Genomic DNA, 19,987 nt, shown 5'->3' on the forward strand with positions numbered 1-19,987 from the left:
CACCAGTCTGCAACCACAACGATGAACGCCCTTACACAGACAGTCCGGGCCGTCTGCCCGCATGACTGCCCGGACACGTGTGCAATGCGCGTGACTGTCGAAAACGGCAGGGCGATCAAGGTCACCGGCGACCCTGATCATCCACCCACGCAAGGCGTGTTATGTACGAAAGTCAGCCGATATGCGGAACGCGTTCACCATCCCGACCGTTTGACCGTGCCGCTCAAGCGCGTGGGAGCAAAGGGAGAAGGGCGCTTCGTGCCGATTAGCTGGGGCGAAGCGCTCGATGAGATCGGTCGTCGTCTGGTTGAAATCGCCGCGCGCGCGCCGGAGGCGATCGTCCCGTACAGCTATGCGGGCACGATGGGCCTCGTGCAGGGTGAAGGCCTGGCGCAGCGGTTTTTCCACAAAATCGGCGCATCGAGGCTGGAACGGACAATTTGCGCCGCAGCCGGTACGGCGGGACTGCGCTATACGTACGGTGGAAACGTCGGCATGCACCTCGAGCATTTCGAGGAAAGCCAGCTGATCCTGATCTGGGGCGCCAACCCGATCGCATCGAGCCTGCACTTCTGGACCCGCGCGCAGGAGGCCAAGCGCCGAGGCGCCCGTCTGATCGCAATCGATCCATATCGCTCGCTGACCGCAGAGAAATGTCATCAGCACATCGCATTGAAGCCTGGCACCGACGGGGCATTCGCGCTCGGGATGATGCACGTGCTGATCACTGAAGATCTGCTCGATCATGACTACATCGTCCGGCATACGCTCGGTTTCGACGCGCTGAAGGCGCGAGCGCTATCGTTTCCGCCCGAGCGTGTCGCGCAGATCTGCGGCATCGAAGCGTCGGAACTGATTGATCTGGCGCGCCGCTATGGCACGACGCGCAAGGCGTCGATCCGCCTGAATTACGGCATGCAGCGCGTACGCGGCGGCGGCAACGCCGTGCGCGCAATTGCCAGCCTGCCTGCGCTGACGGGCGCGTGGCGGGACCGCGCCGGCGGATTGCTGCTTTCGTCATCGGAATCCGCCCCGGTCGATCATGCGGCGCTGCTGCGCCCGGATCTGATGCCCGGCTGGCCGCGCCATCTGCCGCGCAGCATCAACATGAACGCGATCGGCGACGCGTTGCTGCATCCCGGCGATACGACCTTCGGGCCAAAGATCGAAGCGATGATCGTCTACAACTCGAACCCGGTTGCGGTTGCGCCCGACTCGTCGAAAGTGGCAGCGGGTTTCGCGCGCGACGATCTATTTACAGTGGTTCTTGAGCACTTCAAGACAGATACGGTCGATTTCGCCGACATTGTGCTGCCGGCGACGACGCAGCTCGAGCATCTCGATGTCCACAAGTCGTACGGCCACACGTACGTGATGGCAAATCTCCCCGTGATTGCGCCGGTCGGCGAAGCGCGGCCAAACACCGAAATCTTTCGCGGTATCGCGCGCAGCATGGGGCTCGACGAGCCTGCGCTTTATCTCAGCGACGAAGAGGTCGCGCGGGCGGCGTTGCGCTGGAATGATCCGGTGCTGGGCAGCGACTGGGACTCGCTGAAGCGAGCAGGTTGGTTGAAGCTCAAGATTGCGGACGCCCCGTTTGCGAATGGCGGCTTTCGCACCCCGTCCGGCAAGTGCGAGTTCTACAGCGCGCGCCTCGAGCAGATGGGGCTGGACCCGGTGCCCGATTACCTGCCGCCGTTCGAATCGGCGGAATCCGCGCCCGAGCTCGCCGCGCGTTATCCGCTCGCCATGATTTCGCCGCCGGCCCGAAACTTCCTGAACAGCACGTTCGTAAACGTGGATAGCCTGCGCAGCACCGAAGGCGAGCCGCATCTCGACATGCACCCCACAGACGCTGATGCGCGCGGGATCGAGAATGGGGACGTCGTGCGCATCTTCAACGACCGCGGATCGATGCAGGCCGTTGCGCGAATCACCGATCGCGCGCGGCCGGGACTCGTCGTCGGCCTGTCGATCTGGTGGAAAAAGTTGGCGCCGGACGGGCGGAACGCAAACGAAGTGACGAGCCAGGCTTTGACCGATCTCGGCAACTCGGCGACGTTTTACGACTGTCTCGTGGAGGTTGAGCGGATTTGACCGAACTTCGCGATATGATCGTACGAATTCATTCGAAAGTTCGAAGTGGGCATCTAACCCTGTTGTCTCGGCACCGGCGAGCCGCTACGATGCGTTTTAGCACGACCATTCGAAAATTTGTGAGGAGACGCGCGGCATGGACAAAATTTGGCTGAAATCGTATCCACCCGGCGTTCCAGCCGAAATTGACGCGTCTCCGTATCCTTCCATTCCGGATCTTCTCGACGAAAGCTTCAGACAGTATCGCGACCGCGACGCGTTTGTCTGCATGGGCAAGCGCATCACGTACGGCGAGCTAGACGTGTTGTCGCGCCAGTTCGGCGCGTGGCTGCAATCGCGCGGCCTGAAGCGCGGCGCGCGCGTCGCGCTGATGATGCCGAACGTGCTGCAGTACCCGGTCGCGATCGTCGCCGTGCTGCGCGCGGGCTATACGGTCGTCAACGTCAATCCGCTCTATACGCCGCGCGAACTCGAACATCAGCTGAAGGACAGCGGGGCAGAGGCAATCGTCATCCTCGAGAATTTTGCATCGACGCTGCAGGCCGTCATCGCGAATACCGCGGTCAAGCATGTCGTGGTCGCCTCGATGGGCGACCTGCTCGGCATCAAGGGCTGGCTCGTCAACTATGTCGTGCGCAATGTGAAGAAGATGGTGCCGGCGTGGCAGTTGGCGTCCTTCACACGCTTCAAGGCCGCGCTGTCGGAAGGTGCGCGGCAGACGTTCAAGCCGCAAAAGCTCGGCCCCGACGACATCGCTTTCCTGCAGTACACCGGCGGCACGACCGGCGTCGCGAAGGGCGCGACGCTGCTGCACCGAAACATCGTGTCGAACGTGTTGCAGGCCGGCGCGTGGCACCATCCTGCACACGAGAAGTATCCCGACGTGAAGCAATTCGTGACGGTCGTCGCGTTGCCGCTCTACCACGTGTTTGCGCTGACGGTCTGCGGCTTCCTGACGATGCGCACGGGCGGCATGGGCGTCCTGATCCCGAACCCGCGCGACATCGGCGGAATGATCAAGGAGCTGAAGGGCTATCAGATCTCGACGATTCCGGCCGTCAACACGCTGTACAACGCGCTGCTGAACCATCCCGATTTCGACCAGCTCGACCTGTCGAAGCTGGCGATCGCGAACGGCGGCGGCATGGCGATCCAGGAAGGGGTCGCGAAACGCTGGTACGAGCGGACTCATACGGCGATTGTCGAAGGGTATGGCTTGTCGGAAACCTCGCCGGTTGCGACCTGCAATCCCGTGACGGCGACCGAATACAGCGGAACGATCGGCCTGCCGCTGCCATCGACGGAAGTGGCGATCCGCGACGACGCCGGCAATGACGTCGCGCTCGGCGAGCCGGGCGAGATCTGTATCCGTGGCCCGCAGGTGATGGCCGGCTACTGGAACCGTCCGGACGAAACCGCGAAAGTCATGTGCCCGGACGGCTTCTTCAAGACGGGCGACGTCGGAGTGATGGACGCGCGCGGTTACGTGAAGATCGTCGATCGGAAGAAGGACATGATCCTCGTATCGGGTTTCAATGTGTATCCGAACGAGGTCGAGGACGTCGTGGCGTCGCATCCGGGCGTGTTCGAGGTCGCTGCGGTCGGCGTGCCGGACGAGCATTCGGGCGAAGCGGTGAAGCTGTTCGTCGTGAAGAAGGATCCGACGCTTACCGACCAGGACATCCTCGCGTACTGCAAGGAGCGGCTCACCGGCTACAAGCGGCCGAAGCTAGTCGAGTTTCGCACGGAGCTGCCGAAGACGAACGTCGGCAAGATCCTGCGGCGGGAATTGCGCGACGGACGCGCATGACTCGCGACATCGAGCGATCGTGCCCGGCTTCCGAGCCGGGCTTTTCGTGCTTGGTGGGGGATGCGGCGTTGTGGTGCCTTTGTGCGACCGTCGCCGCAACGATGCACGTTCGACCGGAATGCTGCGGGCTCCTGTAACGCGCTGATGGGCAGGACGCGAGCGATCCGGTCGCACGTGCGTTTATCCCGGTGTGTGTCGTTCGTAGGCTGGCGTTTGCGTTGGCGCCGGTTCAGCGGAACGAACTGTTGTTCATCGCGGTGAGCGCGTCGAGAGCCGATCATGCCACCCGTCACCCGTCACCCGTCACCCGTCACCCGTCACCCGTCACCCGTCACCCGTCACCCGTCACCCGTCACCCGTCACCCGTCACCCGTCACCCGTCACCCGTCACCCGTCACCCGTCACCCGTCACCCGCCACCCGCCACCCGCCACCCGCCACCCGCCACCCGCCACCCGCCACCCGCCACCCGCCACCCGTCGCCCGTCGCCCGCCACCCGCCACCCGCCGGTCCCAGCCCCACTTCCGGGCGCCAAAAGGAAAAAGGCGCCCGGAGGCGCCTTCAAGATGCTGCGGCTTGTCAGACAAGCTGATTAGAACTTGTGACGGATGCCGACGCGTGCTGCGACCTGGTTGGTGGTCGTCGACGGGTCGAGACCGTTGATCGAAGCATGTGCCTGAACGACGTTGCCTGCCGAGTCGAGCGCATTGCCCGAAGCATGCTGGTACACGCCGATCACGTAGACGTCCGTGCGCTTCGACAGGAAGTAGTCGACACCCAGCGAGCCCTGGTGGTACTTGGCCGCCGAATTGCCATCGATCTTGCTGCCTTGCGTGTAGTCGTACGCGGCGCCGACGATCAGCGCCGGGGTCAGCTGATACTTGAAGTTGATTTCGCCGTTGTTGAACGTCGCGGTCTGGTTCACGAACGGACCGACCGAGAAGCCCTTGAACTTCGTGTTCGAGTACGTCGCGCCGATCGTCGCTGCGCCGAACGTATACGCACCGCCTGCACCGATGACCTGATACGTGTTCGCGCTGTTCGCATACGCGCCGTAAACCGGCGACGACACGGCCGTCGCGGCAGCCGATGCGCCCGTGTTGAACATGCCGCCGAAGTTCGCCGGCGTGCGTGCGTTCAAGTAGCCGACGCCCAACACCAGCGGACCGTTGTTGTAGCCGGCGCCGAGCGACCAGACCTGGTTCTTCGCGAACTGGCCGGCTTGACCGCCGAAGCTGTACAAGCCACCGAACGAGAAGCCGCCGTAGGTCGGGCTCGTGTACTTGACCGCGTTGTTCACGCGATAAGCGTTGTTGAAGTTGTCGAGGTCGCCCGGGTGAGCGGCGATGTAGCCGCCCCACTGGTCGCCTGCCTCGAGCGGGCCGACGAAGTCGACGACCGAGTCGTACTGCCGACCCAGCGTGACCGTGCCGTACTGGCTCGACAGGCCGACGTAAGCCTGACGGCCGAACATCAGACCGCCCTGGCCCAGCTTGCCGGAGTTGACGTCGAAACCGTTCTCGAGCACGAAGATCGCCTTCAGGCCGGCGCCCAGATCTTCCGTGCCGCGCAGGCCGAAGCGGCTGCCTTGCATCACGCCGCTCGATAGGCCGTACAGGTGGCCGCCCTTGGCGTTGTTGTTGAAGATGAAGCCTTCATCGATGATGCCGTAAAGCGTCACGCTGCTTTGCGCATGAGCTGCGCCAGCAAACGCGCCCAGCGCGACGAGCGCGAGAAGCGACTTTTTCATTAACGGATCTCCAAGAATCACTGAATTATTTTGGCGGGGCGGATAGTTATGGTGTGTTGACGGGCCCCATCAACTTCGCAAGAAGTCGCTCGTAATGTAGCAAAGCCGTTTTTTCCGACAAAGCGAAATGCCGTGGCGCAAGGCCGCCATGTTTCCTTTATGCAACAATGGTTAAAATCACGGGTTAACCGCAATTTCCGCTGAATAATCAAGTCGGTTACGCAGCGGAGCACGTGCCTTTGCCGCCCGCGGCAGCACACGCAGCCAGGAGAACAGGATGGTGTTGGATGAACTGATCAGCGAATTCGATCGCGGCCTGCGATCGCTGACCGGCATTAGCCGGATGAGCCGCCCCGTGCCCGTGCCGGCGGAGCCGCCCGCCGGCGAATTGACGCCCGCAGAGCGTACGCATGCCGCGGGCCTGATGCGCGTGAACCACGTCGGCGAAGTCTGTGCGCAGGCGCTGTACCAGGCGCAGAAGCTGACCGCGCGTTCGGCGACGTCGAAGGCGATGTTCGAGGAAGCCGCGCGCGAGGAGGAGGATCATCTCGCCTGGACCGCGCACCGGCTGAAGGAACTCGATTCGCGTCCGAGCCTGCTCAACCCGCTGTGGTACGCTGGCGCGCTCGCGATCGGAGTGGCGGCCGGCGCGCTGGGCGACAAGGTCAGCCTCGGCTTCATGGCGGAGACGGAACGTCAGGTCGAGAGCCACCTCGACGGGCACCTGTCCGAATTGCCGGCGACGGATACCGCGTCGCGCGCGATCGTCGAGCAGATGCGGCTCGATGAGGTGAAGCACGGCAAGGCAGCGACCGACGCCGGCGGGATCGAACTGCCGCTGCCGGCGCGGATGTTGATGCGCGCCGCGTCGAAGGTCATGACCAGCACTGCATACTATCTGTGACATTCGAGCGGTGGGCGGCGCGGGACGCCGCCCACCGCTCGCCGCCTCGGTATTGCCCGTTTTTTCCGCGTTTTCCCGCCCCCGAAAGCCCCGCCCACACGCCAGTCTGGCCCGCCTTTCTCACGTATCACCTTCACAAGTTGCACTAGCTCATTCATTTATAACGGTTTTTGGTATGAGGGGCCGCATGAGCATGTGCGCGTAAGTCCTTGTTCTGACTAACAAAATTCGTCAAAAAACCGGGCCGCTCCCTTGACCGTCCCAAACCCTTCCTCTAAAGTGGGAGACAGTGTGAGAAAGTGTATTTTTGTGTGATTTGGCGGGCTGTTCGGGCTAAATTCTTGAGCGTTGAGCGGGTGCTTCGGTGCCCTGAACGGGAGAGCGGAAAGTGTTCCAAGGGGCGTCGGCGCTGACGCTCGATGCGAAAGGGCGGATGTCGGTGCCGGCTCGCTATCGCGAAGCGCTGCAAGGACAGGCAGAAGGACGGGTGACTGTGACCAAGCACCCGGACGGCTGCCTGTTGCTGTTTCCGCGCCCCGAATGGGAAGTATTCCGCGCCAAGATTGCCGCGCTGCCGATGGATGCCCATTGGTGGCGGCGCATTTTCCTCGGCAACGCGATGGACGTCGATCTCGACAGCGCAGGCCGGATTCTCGTATCGCCCGAGCTGCGGATGGCGGCCGGACTGGAAAAGGAAGTCATGTTGTTGGGAATGGGTAGTCACTTCGAGCTGTGGGATTCGCAGACCTACAACGCGAAGGAGCAGGCAGCGATGGCGCAGGGCATGCCCGACGCGCTGAAGAACTTCACGTTCTGATTGCGGTGACGGAGACGCCCGCGATGGGAAACGAATTGCAGCATCGGACCGTATTGCTGGACGAGGCGGTCGAGTCGCTCGTGACGCGGCCGGACGGCACGTATGTCGACGGCACGTTCGGGCGCGGCGGTCATAGTCGCGCGGTGCTCGCGCGGCTTGCGCCGGCCGGACGGCTCATCGCGTTCGACAAGGATCCGAGGGCGATCGAGACGGCGCAGCGCATCGAGGATGCGCGCTTCTCGATCGTGCATGACAGCTTTGCGTCGATGCGCGACGCGCTGGCGGCGCGCGGTATCGAAAAGGTGTCGGGGGTGTTGCTGGACCTGGGCGTGTCCTCGCCACAGGTGGACGATCCGGCGCGCGGTTTCAGCTTTCGCGCGGATGGTCCGCTGGACATGCGGATGGATCCGACGCGTGGCGAGTCGGCGGCCGAGTGGCTTGCACGGGCTTCGGTGCAGGAATTGACGGAGGTGATACGGGATTATGGGGAAGAACGGTTTGCTTTTCAGATTGCAAAGGCGCTTGTTGCTCGCCGGGCAGAGTCCGACCGTCTTGGGCCTCTCGACACCACGGGCGAGCTTGCCCAAATCGTGGGTCACGTCGTCAAAACCCGTGAGAAGGGCAAGGATCCGGCAACCCGCACCTTTCAGGCTATACGGATTCACGTCAATCAAGAGCTTGCGGACCTGCAAGTCGTACTAGACGCGGCATTGTCGTTGCTGGAGCAAGGGGGGCGGCTGGTGGTCATCAGCTTTCATTCACTCGAGGACCGGATCGTCAAGCGATTCATGCAGGCGCACGCCAGTGCGCCTGCGGTCGATCGCCGCCTGCCGCTCCGTGCCGTCGACCTCCCGAGCCCGCCGCTCAAGATCATCAGCCGTCAGTTCCCGAGCGAAGCCGAGGTCGCCGCAAATCCGCGCGCCCGCTCCGCCGTGATGCGCATTGCGGAGCGCGTCACGCCATGAGCCGCTTCAATATCTTCCTGCTGATCATCGTGATGGGCTGCGCGCTGTCGGTCGTCAACTCGACGAACCAGCAACGCCAGATCTTCATTCAGCTGCAGCGTGCGCAGTCGCAGGAGCGTCAGCTTCAGCAGGACTATGCGCAGCTTCAATATCAGCAGAGCGCGCTGTCGAAGACGTCGCGGATCGAGCAGCTCGCGAACGATTCGCTGAAGATGCAGCCGATCACGACGGGCCGTACGCAATACCTGACGCTGCCGCCGGGCGCCGCGAAGGCGATCGACGCGCCGATTCCCGCATCGGCCGACGCGGCCGCCAAGCGCAACGGGGGCGCGCGATGAAACCGTCGCAAAAGCGCCAGGACGTCAAATTCTCGTCGAGCCCGGTGCTCGGCGTGCACCTGCCGATGTGGCGCTCGAAACTCGTCGTGTTCCTGCTGTTCATGGCGTTCGTCGCGCTCGCCGCGCGCGCGTTCTGGATCCAGGGGCCGGGCAACGCGTTTTATCAGAAGCAGGGCGAAAGCCGCTATCAGCGCACGATCGAGCTGCCGGCCACGCGCGGCAAGATTCTCGACCGTAACGGGCTCGTGCTCGCGACGAGCCTGCCGGTGCGTGCGATCTGGGCGATTCCCGACGCGGTGCCGGACGATCTCGACGCGAACAAGATCGCCCAGCTCGGCAAGCTCCTCGGCATGACGCCGAAGGAGCTGCGCGTGAAGCTGTCGGAAGACAAGGGCTTCGTCTACGTGAAGCGCCAGGTGCCGATCGACATCGCCGACAAGGTCGCCGCGCTCGACATCCCCGGCGTCTATCAGCGCAACGAATACAAGCGCTTCTATCCGGAAGGCGAGATCACCGCGCACCTGATCGGTTTCACGAACGTCGAGGACGAAGGGCAGGAAGGCGTCGAGCTCGGCGACCAGAAGATGCTGTCCGGCACGTCGGGTGTGCGTCGCGTGATCAAGGACCGCCTCGGGCACATCGTGGAGGACGTGGCCGAACAGATCCCGCCGCACAACGGTACGGACGTCGACCTGTCGATCGACAGCAAGATCCAGTACATCGCGTATGCGAACCTCAAGGCGGCCGTCGAGAAGTTCAAGGCGAAGGCTGGCGCGGCGATGGTCGTCGACGTGCGCACCGGCGAGGTGCTTGCGCTGGTCAACTATCCGACCTACAACCCGAACGACCGTACGCGCCTGACCGGCGAGCAACTGCGCAACCGGATCCTGACCGACGTGTTCGAGCCGGGCTCGATCATGAAGCCGTTCACGGTGTCGCTCGCGCTCGATCTGCGGCGCGTGACGCCGAACACGCTCGTCGAAACCGGCAACGGTCACTTCGTGCTGGACGGCGCGCCGATCACCGACGACGCGGGTTTCGGCACGTTGACGGTCGGCGGCGTGATTCAGAAGTCGAGCAACATCGGCGCGACGAAGATCGCGATGACGATGCGGCCCGAGGAAATGTGGAATATGTATACGAGCATCGGCCTCGGCCAGGCGCCGAAGGTCGGCTTCCCGGGCGCCGCGGCCGGCCGCCTGCGTCCGTGGAAGAGCTGGCGCCGCATCGAGCAGGCGACGATGTCGTACGGCTATGGGTTGTCCGCGTCGCTGTTCCAGCTCGCGCGCGCCTATACCGCGATCGCGCATGACGGCGAACTGATGCCCGTCACCATTTTCAAGACCGACCCCAACCAGCAGATTGCGGGCACGCAGGTATTCAACCCGACCACCGCGCGCGAAGTGCGCGCGATGCTCGAGACGGTGGTCGCGCCGGGCGGCACGTCGCCGGACGCGGCCGTGGCCGGCTATCGCGTCGGGGGCAAGAGCGGTACGGCGTACAAGCATGAAGGCCACGGTTACACGCGCAAGTACCGCGCGTCGTTTGTCGGGATGGCGCCAATGCCCAATCCGCGGATCGTCGTCGCGGTGTCCGTCGACGAACCGACGGCCGGCAGCCACTTCGGCGGCCAGGTGTCCGGCCCCGTATTCTCGGCGATCGCCGGCGACACGCTTCGCGCACTCAACGTACCGCCGAACATGCCGGTCAAGCAGCTCGTCGTGTCCGACGACGCGCCGGGCGCGGCGGCGGCCCCTGCCAAGCCGGGCGGCGCGAAGCCTGGCCCGCAGAAGCTCGCCGCAGGCGCCGGTGCGAAGCATATGATCGTATCCAGCACGACACGTAATTCACCAGGAGTTGTTCGATGAGCGCCGCCCGCAGTTCACATCCGGCGCATCAGCAGATCGCAGCCGCGCTCGCGTGGCTGCGCGAGCATGTGACCCCCGCGGCGCAACTGCACGCCGACACGCGCAGCCTGCAGGCCGGCGACGTGTTTCTCGGCTATGCGGTCGACGGCGCGGACAATCGCGCATTCATTTCCGACGCCGTCGCGCGCGGCGCGGCCGCCGTGCTGTATCAGCCGGAAGGCCTCGCGGCCGCGCCGGCGGCGCCCGCCGCGCTTGCAGTGCCGGCCCTCGACGAACTGGCCGGCGAGATCGCCAGCGGCTGGTACGGCGACCCGAGCGACGAGTTGCTCGTCGTTGGCGTGACCGGCACGAACGGCAAGACGTCGTGCACGCAATGGATCGCCGCGGCGCTGACGGCGCTGCACCAGCCGTGCGCGGTGATCGGCACGCTGGGCACCGGGATGCCGGGGCAGCTTGTGCCCACCGGTTTCACGACGCCGGATGCGCCGCAGCTGCAGCGCAGCCTCGCGCAACTGCACGCCGCGGGCGCGCGGGCTGTCGCGATGGAGGTGTCGTCGCACGCGCTGCATCAGGGCCGGGTGAACGGCACGGCGTTCGATATCGCCGTCTTCACGAACCTCACGCAGGATCACCTCGACTACCACGGCACGTTCGACGCATACGAAGCCGCGAAGGCGAAGCTGTTCGCGTGGCGCGGGCTGCGCGCGGCGGTCGTCAATCGCGACGACGCAGCCGGCCGGCGCCTGCTCGAGAAGCTGGCCGGGCGCGTTCGCACGATCGCATACGGAATCGGCGACGCGCACGCGGCCGACGCCGATCGCGAACTGGTCGCCCACGATGTGCGCGCGACCCCGACGGGCACGGCATTCCGCCTGCGCTCGTCGTGGGGCGACGCGGACGTCGAGGTCGGCACGCTCGGCACGTTCAACGTCAGCAACCTGCTCGCGGTGCTCGGCTCGCTGCTCGCGGCCGACGTGCCGTTCGACGCGGCGATTGCCGAGATCGCGCGGCTCGAGTCCGTGAACGGGCGCATGCAGCGGCTCGGCGGCCGCCTGCAGAACGACGAACCGCTCGTCGTGATCGACTATGCGCACACCCCGGACGCGCTCGACAAGACGCTCGACGCGCTGCGCCCGATCGCGGCCGCGCGCGGCGGCCGGCTCGTCTGCATGTTCGGCTGCGGCGGGGATCGCGACGCGACGAAGCGCCCGTTGATGGGCGCGATCGCCGAGCGGCTCGCCGACGAAGTCGTCGTGACGAGCGACAACCCGCGCAGCGAAGATCCGCAGCGCATCATCGATCAGGTCATCGCAGGCATGGCCGCGCCCGAGCGCGCACGCCGCATCGAGGATCGCGCAAGCGCGATCCTGCAGGCCGTGCGCGGCGCGGCCCGCGAAGATGTCGTCGTGTTGGCCGGCAAGGGGCACGAGGCCACGCAGGAAATCATGGGAAAGAAACGCGCATTCTCCGATCAGGATCACGCACGGCTCGCGCTCGCGGCGCGCGCGACGCACGGCAAGGGAGGCGGCGAATGACGATGCTCAGTCTCGGCGAAGCCGCTCGGCTGATTCCCGGTGCGACCGTCCACGGCGATCCGGCCGCCACGTTCGAGCGTGTGTCCACGGACAGCCGCACGGTCGGCCCGGGCGATCTGTTCGTCGCGCTGAAGGGGGAGCGCTTCGATGCGCACGATTTCCTCGGCGACGTGGCCGCGCGCGGCGCGGCCGCAGCGCTCGTCGCGCACGTGCCGACGGGTCTTGCGATACCGGCGATCGAGGGCGGCGAAACGCGTGCCGCGCTCGGCGCGCTCGCACACGGGTGGCGCAAGCGCTTCGCGCTGCCGCTCATCGCGGTGACGGGCAGCAACGGCAAGACGACCGTCAAGGAAATGATCGCGTCGATTCTCGCCGCTGCAGTCGGCGCCGATGCGCGGCTCGCGACGGCCGGCAACCTGAACAACGACATCGGCGTGCCGCTGACGCTGCTGCGCCTGTCGGGCGCGCATCGCGTCGCGGTGATCGAGCTCGGGATGAACCATCCGGGCGAGACCGAAGTGCTCGCGCGCATCGCCGCGCCGACCGTCGCGCTCGTCAACAATGCGCAGCGCGAGCACCAGGAGTTCATGGCGACGGTCGAGGCGGTCGCGCTCGAACATGCGGCCGTGATCCACGCGCTGACGCCGGACGGTGTCGCGGTGTTTCCGGCCGACGATGCCTACGCGGGCATCTGGCGCGTCGCCGCGACCGGCAACCGGATTCTCGATTTCGCGCTGCACGACGCCGACCGGCAGGCCGACGCGCAGGTCACGGGCCGCCTGCACGGCGGCGAGCTTGCGATCGACACGCCGTCCGGTGCGTTGACGGTGCGGCTGCGCGCGCTCGGCGAGCACAACGCCCGCAACGCATTGGCGGCGACGGCCGCGGCGCTCGCGGCCGGCATCGAGCTGGCAGCGATCAAGCAGGGCCTCGAATCGTTCGAACCGGTGAAGGGTCGTCTGCAGGTGAAGCAGGCGAACGTCGGCAGCCTCGCAGGCGCGACGGTCGTCGACGACACGTACAACGCGAATCCCGACTCGATGCGAGCCGCGATCGACGTGCTGGCCGCGCAACCGGCGCCGCGCGTGCTGGTGATCGGCGACATGGGCGAGGTCGGAGACGAAGGGCCGGCATTCCACCGGGAAATCGGCGCGTATGCGCGCGAGCGCGGCATCGATGCGCTGTTCGCACTCGGCGACGCGTCGCGCGATGCGTGCACGGCTTACGGCGACAGGGCGCGTCATTTCGACGATGTCGGTGCGCTCGTAACCGCGTTGCTGGCGGCGGGTCACGACGCGCACGCGACGGTGCTCGTGAAGGGCTCGCGTTACATGAAGATGGAGCGCGTGGTCGACGCGCTGACGAACCAACCCGCGACGGGCATGGCGCCCGCCGCCCATTGAGTAGAAGGAAGGAAGCATGCTGCTGGCGCTGGCGCAATGGCTGCAAGGAGACGCAAGCTTTTTGCGCTTGTTCACGTACCTGACGTTTCGTGCGGTCGGGGCCACCATCACGGCGCTCGGGATCGGGCTCGTGTGCGGACCATGGGTGATCCGCAAGCTGACGCAAATGAAGGTTGGCCAGGCCGTGCGCAAGGACGGTCCGCAGACCCACCTCGTGAAGTCCGGCACGCCGACGATGGGCGGCGTGCTGATCCTGATCGGCATCGCGGTCGCGACGCTGCTGTGGGGCGATCTGACGAACCGTTTCATCTGGATCGTGATGCTCGTCACGTTCGGCTTCGGCGTGATCGGCTGGGTCGACGATTACCGGAAGGTCGTCTACAAGGATCCGCGCGGGATGTCGTCGCGCGAGAAATATTTCTGGCAGTCGGTGATTGGCCTGTTCGCGGCCGTCTACCTCGCGTTCAGCGTGTCCGAGGCGAACAACGTGCGCGTGTTCGACCTGTTCATGGCTTGGGTGAGGAGCGGCCTGTCGATGGGCCTGCCCGCGCGGGCCGACCTGATGCTGCCGTTCCTGAAGTCGATCAGCTACCCGCTCGGCGTCTGGGGCTTCATCGTGCTGACCTACTTCGTGATCGTCGGCGCGAGCAACGCGGTGAACCTGACCGACGGCCTCGACGGGCTCGTGATCATGCCGGTCGTGCTGGTCGGCGCGTCGCTCGGCGTGTTTGCGTACGTGATGGGCAGCTCGGTCTATTCGAAATACCTGCTGTTCCCGCACATCCCCGGTGCGGGCGAATTGCTGATCTTCTGCTCGGCGATGGGCGGCGCGGGGCTCGCGTTCCTCTGGTACAACACGCACCCGGCGCAGGTGTTCATGGGCGACGTCGGTGCGCTCGCGCTCGGCGGCGCGCTCGGCACGGTCGCGGTGATCGTGCGCCAGGAAATCGTGCTGTTCATCATGGGCGGCATCTTCGTCGCGGAAACGCTGTCGGTGATGCTGCAGGTGTCGTGGTTCAAATACACGAAGAAGCGTTACGGCGAAGGGCGGCGTCTGCTGAAGATGGCGCCGCTGCATCACCATTTCGAATTGTCCGGCTGGAAGGAAACGCAGGTGGTGGTGCGTTTCTGGATCATTACGCTGATGCTCTGCCTGTTCGGTCTGTCCACCCTCAAGTTGCGGTAAAGGAAAGGTAACAAGGATGTCTGGCGAGATGTTTGGAGATCGGCAGCGGCCGATGGTGCTCGTACTGGGGCTCGGGGAATCGGGCCTCGCGATCGCGCGGTGGTGCGCGAGGCACGGGTGCCGGCTGCGTATCGCCGATACCCGCGAGGCGCCGCCGAACCTTGCCGCGCTGCAGGCCGAAGGCATCGATGCGGAATTCGTCGGCGGGCCGTTCACGCCGGCGCTGCTCGATGGGGGCATCGAGATCGTCGGGCTGAGCCCCGGCCTGTCGCCGCTCGAGCCGGCGCTGGCCGCGCTGATCGCGGCCGCGAACGAGCGCGGCATCGCGGTGTGGGGCGAACTGGAATTCTTCGCGCAGGCGCTGCGCGCGCTCGGCACGAGCGGCTATCAGCCGAAGGTGCTCGCGATTACCGGCACCAACGGCAAGACGACGACGACGAGCCTTACTGGCCTGCTGTGCCAGCGCGCGGGCAAGAAGGTCGCTGTCGCAGGCAACATCAGCCCCGCGATGCTCGACCGGCTCGCGAGCGCGATCGACGATACGGCGCTGCCCGATGTCTGGGTGCTCGAACTGTCGAGTTTCCAGCTCGAGACCGCGCGCACGTTCGCGCCCGATGCGGCCGCGATTCTGAACATCACGCAGGATCACCTCGACTGGCACGGCAGCTTCGACGCGTATGCGGCAGCGAAGGGTCGGATCTTCGGCGCGACGACGACGCGCGTGCTGAACCGCGATGATGCGGCCGTGATGAGGTTCGCGCCGGCCGCCGGCGCCGCCGACGCGGCGCGCACGATCACGTTCGGCCTGAACGAACCGGTGCAGGACGGCGATTACGGGCTGTCGCGCGACAACGGCATCGCATGGCTCGTCGAAGCGGTCGACCGCGACGCGCCGGACGAAACGACGACGCCCCGTCGGCGCAAGCGCGACGGCGCGCATACGCCCGACATCGCTCAAAAGCGCCTGATGCCGGCCGACGCGCTGCGCATCCGCGGGTTGCACAACGCGGCGAATGCGCTGGCCGCGTTCGCGCTTGCGCGAGCGATCGACCTGCCGGCCGCGCCGCTGCTGCATGCGCTACGCGAATACCGCGGCGAAGCGCATCGTGTCGAAGTGATCGCGACAATCGACGACGTCGACTATGTCGACGACAGCAAGGGAACGAACGTCGGCGCGACGGTTGCCGCGCTCGACGGGCTCGCGCAGAAGACCGTGCTGATCGCCGGCGGCGACGGCAAGGGTCAGGATTTCGGGCCGCTCGTCGCGCCGGTCGCGCGCTGGTGCCGCGCGGTGATGCTGATCGGCCGGGACGCGCCCGCGATTCGCGACACGCTCGCGGAAACCGGCGTGCCGCTCGCGGATCACCCGACGCTCGAGGCGGCGGTGCACGCGGCAGCGGGGCTCGCCGAACCGGGCGATGCGGTGTTGCTGTCGCCAGCGTGCGCGAGCCTCGACATGTTCAGGAATTACGCCCACCGCGCGGATGTATTCCGGGCGGCGGTGGATGAAGTCGCCATCGACAAAGGAGCGACGCCATGAGCTGGTCCGATCGCCTCGTCTCCCGTTTCAACGACCGGCGCGACACCGGCGGCAATGCCGCGGGCGGCCGCGTCGCATCGGCCACGCGCGCCGCGACCGGCGGCCTCGCTAGCGTCGTCAACGGCGTGCGGCCGAGCCGTTCGCGGATGCTCGACTTCGATTACTCGCTACTGTGGGTCGCGATCGCGCTGCTCGGGCTCGGCGTCGTGATGGTGTATTCGGCGTCGATCGCGATGCCCGATTCGCCGAAATACGCCGCGTATCACGATTACGCGTTCCTGATGCGCCATTGCGTATCGCTCGTCGTTGCGTTCGTCGCGGCGGTGATCGCGTTCCGCGTGCCGGTGTCGACGTGGGACAAGTACGCGCCGCACCTGTTCCTGATCGCACTCGTCGGCCTCGTGATCGTGCTGATCCCGCACGTCGGCAAGGGCGTGAACGGCGCACGCCGCTGGATTCCGCTCGGCATTACCAACATGCAGCCGTCGGAAATCATGAAGCTCGCGGTGACGATCTACGCGGCGAACTACACGGTGCGCAAGCAGGAGTACATGCAGAGCTTCGCGAAGGGCTTTCTGCCGATGGCGTTTGCGGTGGGCCTCGTCGGCGCGCTGCTGCTGCTCGAGCCGGACATGGGCGCGTTCATGGTGGTCGCGGCGATCGCAATGGGCGTGCTGTTCCTCGGCGGCGTGAACGGCAAGCTGTTCGGCGGCCTGGTCGCGACGGCGGTCGGCACGTTCACGATGCTTGTGTGGCTGTCGCCGTGGCGCCGCGAGCGGATTTTCGCGTATCTCGATCCGTGGGACGAACGCTACGCGCAGGGCAAGGCATACCAGCTCACGCACTCGCTGATCGCGTTCGGCCGCGGCGAATGGTTCGGCGTCGGCCTCGGCGGCAGCGTCGAGAAGCTGAACTACCTGCCCGAAGCGCATACCGACTTCATCCTCGCAGTGATCGGCGAGGAACTCGGCTTCGTCGGCGTGCTGGTCGTGATCCTGCTGTTCTACTGGATCGTGCGCCGCGCGTTCGAGATCGGCCGCCAGGCGCTCGCGCTCGATCGCACGTTCGCGGGCCTGATGGCGAAGGGTATCGGCATCTGGTTCGGTGCGCAGACCTTCATCAACATGGGCGTGAACCTCGGCCTGCTGCCGACCAAGGGACTGACGCTGCCGCTCGTGAGCTACGGCGGCTCCGGCATCTTGCTGAACTGCGTCGCGCTCGCGGTGCTGCTGCGGGTGGACTATGAGAACCGGGTGCTGATGCGCGGAGGAAAAGTATGACCGCGTCGCGACGCACGCTGATGGTGATGGCAGGCGGCACCGGGGGCCACGTGTTCCCGGGGCTCGCGGTCGCGCACCGGATGGAGGCGGCGGGCTGGCGCGTCGTGTGGCTCGGCAATCCGGCCGGGATGGAAGCGACGCTCGTGCCGAAGCACGGCATTCCGATGGAATACGTCCGCTTCGGCGGGCTGCGCGGCAAGGGCCTGAAGACCAAGCTGACGCTGCCGTTGAACCTGCTGCGCGCATGCTGGCAAAGCCTCGGTGCGTTGCGCCGCGTGCGGCCGGACGTCGTGCTCGGGATGGGCGGGTACATCACGTTCCCGGCGGGCGTGATGAGCGCGTTGTCGGGCCGCCCGCTCGTGCTGCACGAACAGAATTCGATCGCCGGGCTCGCGAACAAGGTGCTCGCGAAGTTCGCGAAGCGTGTGCTGGTCGCGTTCCCCGATGCACTGCCGCACGCGGAATGGACCGGCAACCCGATTCGCGCGGAACTTGCGCGCACGGAAGCGCCCAAAGCACGCTATGCGTCGCGCAGCGGCCCGCTGAACGTGCTGGTGGTCGGCGGCAGCCTCGGCGCCGCGGCGCTGAACGAAGTCGTGCCGCGCGCCCTGGCGCTGCTGGCGCCGGGCGAGCGTCCGCGCGTCGTGCATCAGGCCGGTGCGAAGCATATCGACGCGCTGAAGGCGAACTACGAAGCGGCCGGTTTCGCGGCAGGCGACGACGTGCGCCTCGTGCCGTTCATCGACGATATGGCGAGCGCGTATGCAGCCGCGGATCTGGTGATCTGCCGCTCCGGCGCGATGACGGTGTCGGAGATCGCGGCGGTTGGCGTCGCGGCGCTGTTCGTGCCATTCCCGTACGCGGTCGACGATCACCAGACGACCAACGCCGCCTTCCTCGCCGATGCGGGAGCGGCGGTGCTGGTGCAACAGCGCGACCTGTCGGCCGAACTGCTCGCCGACTGGCTGCGCGGCCAGTCGCGGGCGTCGCTCGCGGACATGGCGGAGCGTTCGCGCTCATTGGCGAAGCCCGAGGCCACCGACGAAGTCGCGCGCATTTGCGCGACGGTGGCCGGCGCGAACCTGGAAATACTGCAATGAAACACATCGTCAAACACATTCATTTCGTCGGAATCGGCGGCGCGGGCATGAGCGGCATTGCCGAAGTGCTCGTCAATCTCGGCTACGAGGTCAGCGGCTCGGATTTGGCGCGCAACGCGGTGACCGATCGTCTGCAGGCGCTCGGCGCACGCATCGCGATCGGCCACGACGCGGCGAACATCGCCGGCGCGAACGCGGTCGTCGTATCGACTGCCGTGCGTTCGGACAATCCGGAAGTGCTGGCCGCGCGCCATCAGCGCGTGCCGATCGTGCAGCGCGCGGTGATGCTCGCGGAGCTGATGCGCCTGAAGCAGGGGATCGCGATTGCCGGCACGCACGGCAAGACCACGACGACGAGCCTCGTCGCGAGCGTGCTCGCGGCGGGCGGGCTGGACCCGACCTTCGTGATCGGCGGCCGGCTGATCAGTGCTGGCGCGAACGCGCGGCTCGGCACGGGCGATTTCATCGTCGCCGAAGCCGACGAGTCGGACGCGTCCTTCCTGAATCTGTATCCGGTGATCGAAGTCATCACGAACATCGACGCCGACCACATGGATACCTACGGCCACGATTTCGCGCGGCTCAAGCAGGCGTTCATCGAATTCACGCAGCGTCTGCCGTTCTACGGCAGCGCGGTCGTGTGCGTGGACGATCCCAACGTGCGGCAAATCATCCCGTTCATTTCGAAGCCCGTCGTGCGCTACGGGATGTCGCCGGACGCGCAGGTGCGCGCGGAAGACATCGACGCGCGCGACGGCCGCATGCACTTCACGGTGATCCGCGAAGGCCGCGCGCCGCTCGCGGTCGTGCTGAACCTGCCGGGCCTGCACAACGTGCAAAACGCGCTCGCGGCGATCGCGATCGCAACCGATCTCGGCGTGTCGGACGACGCGATCCAGCTCGCGCTGGCGGAATTCAACGGCGTCGGCCGGCGCTTCCAGCGCTACGGCGAGGTGCCGAGCGCGGACGGCGGGCAGTACACGCTGATCGACGACTACGGCCACCACCCGGTCGAGATGGCCGCGACGATCGCGGCCGCGCGCGGCGCGTTTCCGGGCCGCCGCCTCGTGCTGGCGTTCCAGCCGCACCGCTACACGCGTACGCGCGACTGCTTCGACGACTTCGTCAACGTACTGTCGACGGTCGACGCGCTGGTACTGACGGAAGTCTACGCAGCCGGCGAGGCGGCGATCGCGACGGCCAACGGCGACGCGCTGTCGCGCGCGCTGCGCGCGGTGGGGAAGGTCGACCCGGTGTTCGTCGCGACGGTCGACGACGTGCCGGATGCATTGGCCGCGGTCGCCCGCAACGGCGACGTGGTGATCACGATGGGCGCGGGTTCGATCGGCGGCGTGCCGGCGAAGATCGTGCAGAACACGCAACAGAAGGGATGA

Annotated in this window: 15 protein-coding genes; 14 read left to right on the plus strand and 1 reads right to left on the minus strand. The window is 66.0% G+C overall.

Going from position 1 to position 19,987, the window contains the following annotated elements:
• Positions 1-21 precede the first annotated feature (21 nt).
• The gene (locus tag WK25_RS02620; RefSeq protein WP_069240944.1) at positions 22-2,097 is read left to right on the plus strand and encodes a molybdopterin-containing oxidoreductase family protein; all 2,076 of its coding nucleotides are present in this window, start codon (positions 22-24) and stop codon (positions 2,095-2,097) included.
• Positions 2,098-2,233: 136 nt separating this feature from the next.
• On the plus strand, positions 2,234-3,907 hold the full coding sequence (locus WK25_RS02625; RefSeq protein WP_069240945.1) for a long-chain fatty acid--CoA ligase: 1,674 nt from the start codon (positions 2,234-2,236) through the stop codon (positions 3,905-3,907).
• Between the two features lie 592 nt (positions 3,908-4,499).
• On the opposite strand, the gene WK25_RS02630 is transcribed toward WK25_RS02625, so the two are convergent.
• A complete protein-coding gene (locus tag WK25_RS02630) occupies positions 4,500-5,657 on the minus strand; it encodes a porin (RefSeq protein ID WP_040143299.1) in 1,158 nt (385 codons plus the stop codon).
• 277 nt (positions 5,658-5,934) lie between these two features.
• Between WK25_RS02630 and coq7 the strand changes: the two genes are divergently transcribed.
• The 12 genes from coq7 (at position 5,935) to murC (ending at position 19,987) form a co-directional block, all read left to right on the plus strand.
• Positions 5,935-6,561 (plus strand): 2-polyprenyl-3-methyl-6-methoxy-1,4-benzoquinone monooxygenase, encoded by a 627-nt coding sequence (gene coq7 / locus WK25_RS02635; RefSeq protein WP_040143301.1) that lies wholly within the window; start codon positions 5,935-5,937, stop codon positions 6,559-6,561.
• Between the two features lie 388 nt (positions 6,562-6,949).
• Positions 6,950-7,378: a division/cell wall cluster transcriptional repressor MraZ gene (gene mraZ / locus WK25_RS02640; protein ID WP_006487094.1), complete on the plus strand. Its 429-nt coding sequence runs from the start codon at positions 6,950-6,952 to the stop codon at positions 7,376-7,378.
• 23 nt (positions 7,379-7,401) lie between these two features.
• Positions 7,402-8,343 carry a 16S rRNA (cytosine(1402)-N(4))-methyltransferase RsmH gene (rsmH, locus tag WK25_RS02645; protein ID WP_040143303.1) on the plus strand — a complete coding sequence of 314 codons (942 nt, stop codon included), beginning with the start codon at positions 7,402-7,404 and terminating at the stop codon, positions 8,341-8,343.
• Positions 8,340-8,681 (plus strand): cell division protein FtsL, encoded by a 342-nt coding sequence (gene ftsL / locus WK25_RS02650; protein ID WP_040143305.1) that lies wholly within the window; start codon positions 8,340-8,342, stop codon positions 8,679-8,681. Before rsmH ends, ftsL begins: the two co-directional genes overlap by 4 nt.
• The gene (locus WK25_RS02655; RefSeq protein WP_040143306.1) at positions 8,678-10,549 is read left to right on the plus strand and encodes a peptidoglycan D,D-transpeptidase FtsI family protein; all 1,872 of its coding nucleotides are present in this window, start codon (positions 8,678-8,680) and stop codon (positions 10,547-10,549) included. The genes ftsL and WK25_RS02655 overlap by 4 nt, the downstream gene beginning before the upstream one ends.
• Positions 10,546-12,084, plus strand: coding sequence for a UDP-N-acetylmuramoyl-L-alanyl-D-glutamate--2,6-diaminopimelate ligase (locus WK25_RS02660; RefSeq protein ID WP_040143308.1), 1,539 nt, complete (start codon positions 10,546-10,548; stop codon positions 12,082-12,084). The genes WK25_RS02655 and WK25_RS02660 overlap by 4 nt, the downstream gene beginning before the upstream one ends.
• Positions 12,081-13,487, plus strand: a complete 1,407-nt coding sequence (locus tag WK25_RS02665) for a UDP-N-acetylmuramoyl-tripeptide--D-alanyl-D-alanine ligase (RefSeq protein ID WP_040143309.1) — start codon at positions 12,081-12,083, stop codon at positions 13,485-13,487. The genes WK25_RS02660 and WK25_RS02665 overlap by 4 nt, the downstream gene beginning before the upstream one ends.
• 16 nt (positions 13,488-13,503) lie before the next feature.
• Positions 13,504-14,673 (plus strand): phospho-N-acetylmuramoyl-pentapeptide-transferase, encoded by a 1,170-nt coding sequence (gene mraY, locus WK25_RS02670; RefSeq protein WP_040143311.1) that lies wholly within the window; start codon positions 13,504-13,506, stop codon positions 14,671-14,673.
• A gap of 28 nt (positions 14,674-14,701) precedes the next feature.
• Complete coding sequence (murD, locus tag WK25_RS02675) at positions 14,702-16,213, plus strand: UDP-N-acetylmuramoyl-L-alanine--D-glutamate ligase (protein ID WP_040143312.1); 1,512 nt, start codon at positions 14,702-14,704, stop codon at positions 16,211-16,213.
• Positions 16,210-17,493: a putative lipid II flippase FtsW gene (gene ftsW / locus WK25_RS02680; protein ID WP_040143314.1), complete on the plus strand. Its 1,284-nt coding sequence runs from the start codon at positions 16,210-16,212 to the stop codon at positions 17,491-17,493. Before murD ends, ftsW begins: the two co-directional genes overlap by 4 nt.
• A complete protein-coding gene (gene murG, locus WK25_RS02685) occupies positions 17,490-18,593 on the plus strand; it encodes an undecaprenyldiphospho-muramoylpentapeptide beta-N-acetylglucosaminyltransferase (RefSeq protein ID WP_069240946.1) in 1,104 nt (367 codons plus the stop codon). The genes ftsW and murG overlap by 4 nt, the downstream gene beginning before the upstream one ends.
• The gene (murC, locus tag WK25_RS02690) at positions 18,590-19,987 is read left to right on the plus strand and encodes a UDP-N-acetylmuramate--L-alanine ligase (RefSeq protein ID WP_040143317.1); all 1,398 of its coding nucleotides are present in this window, start codon (positions 18,590-18,592) and stop codon (positions 19,985-19,987) included. The genes murG and murC overlap by 4 nt, the downstream gene beginning before the upstream one ends.

It is taken from the genome of Burkholderia latens (assembly GCF_001718795.1).
Classification (GTDB): Bacteria; Pseudomonadota; Gammaproteobacteria; order Burkholderiales; family Burkholderiaceae; genus Burkholderia; species Burkholderia latens_A.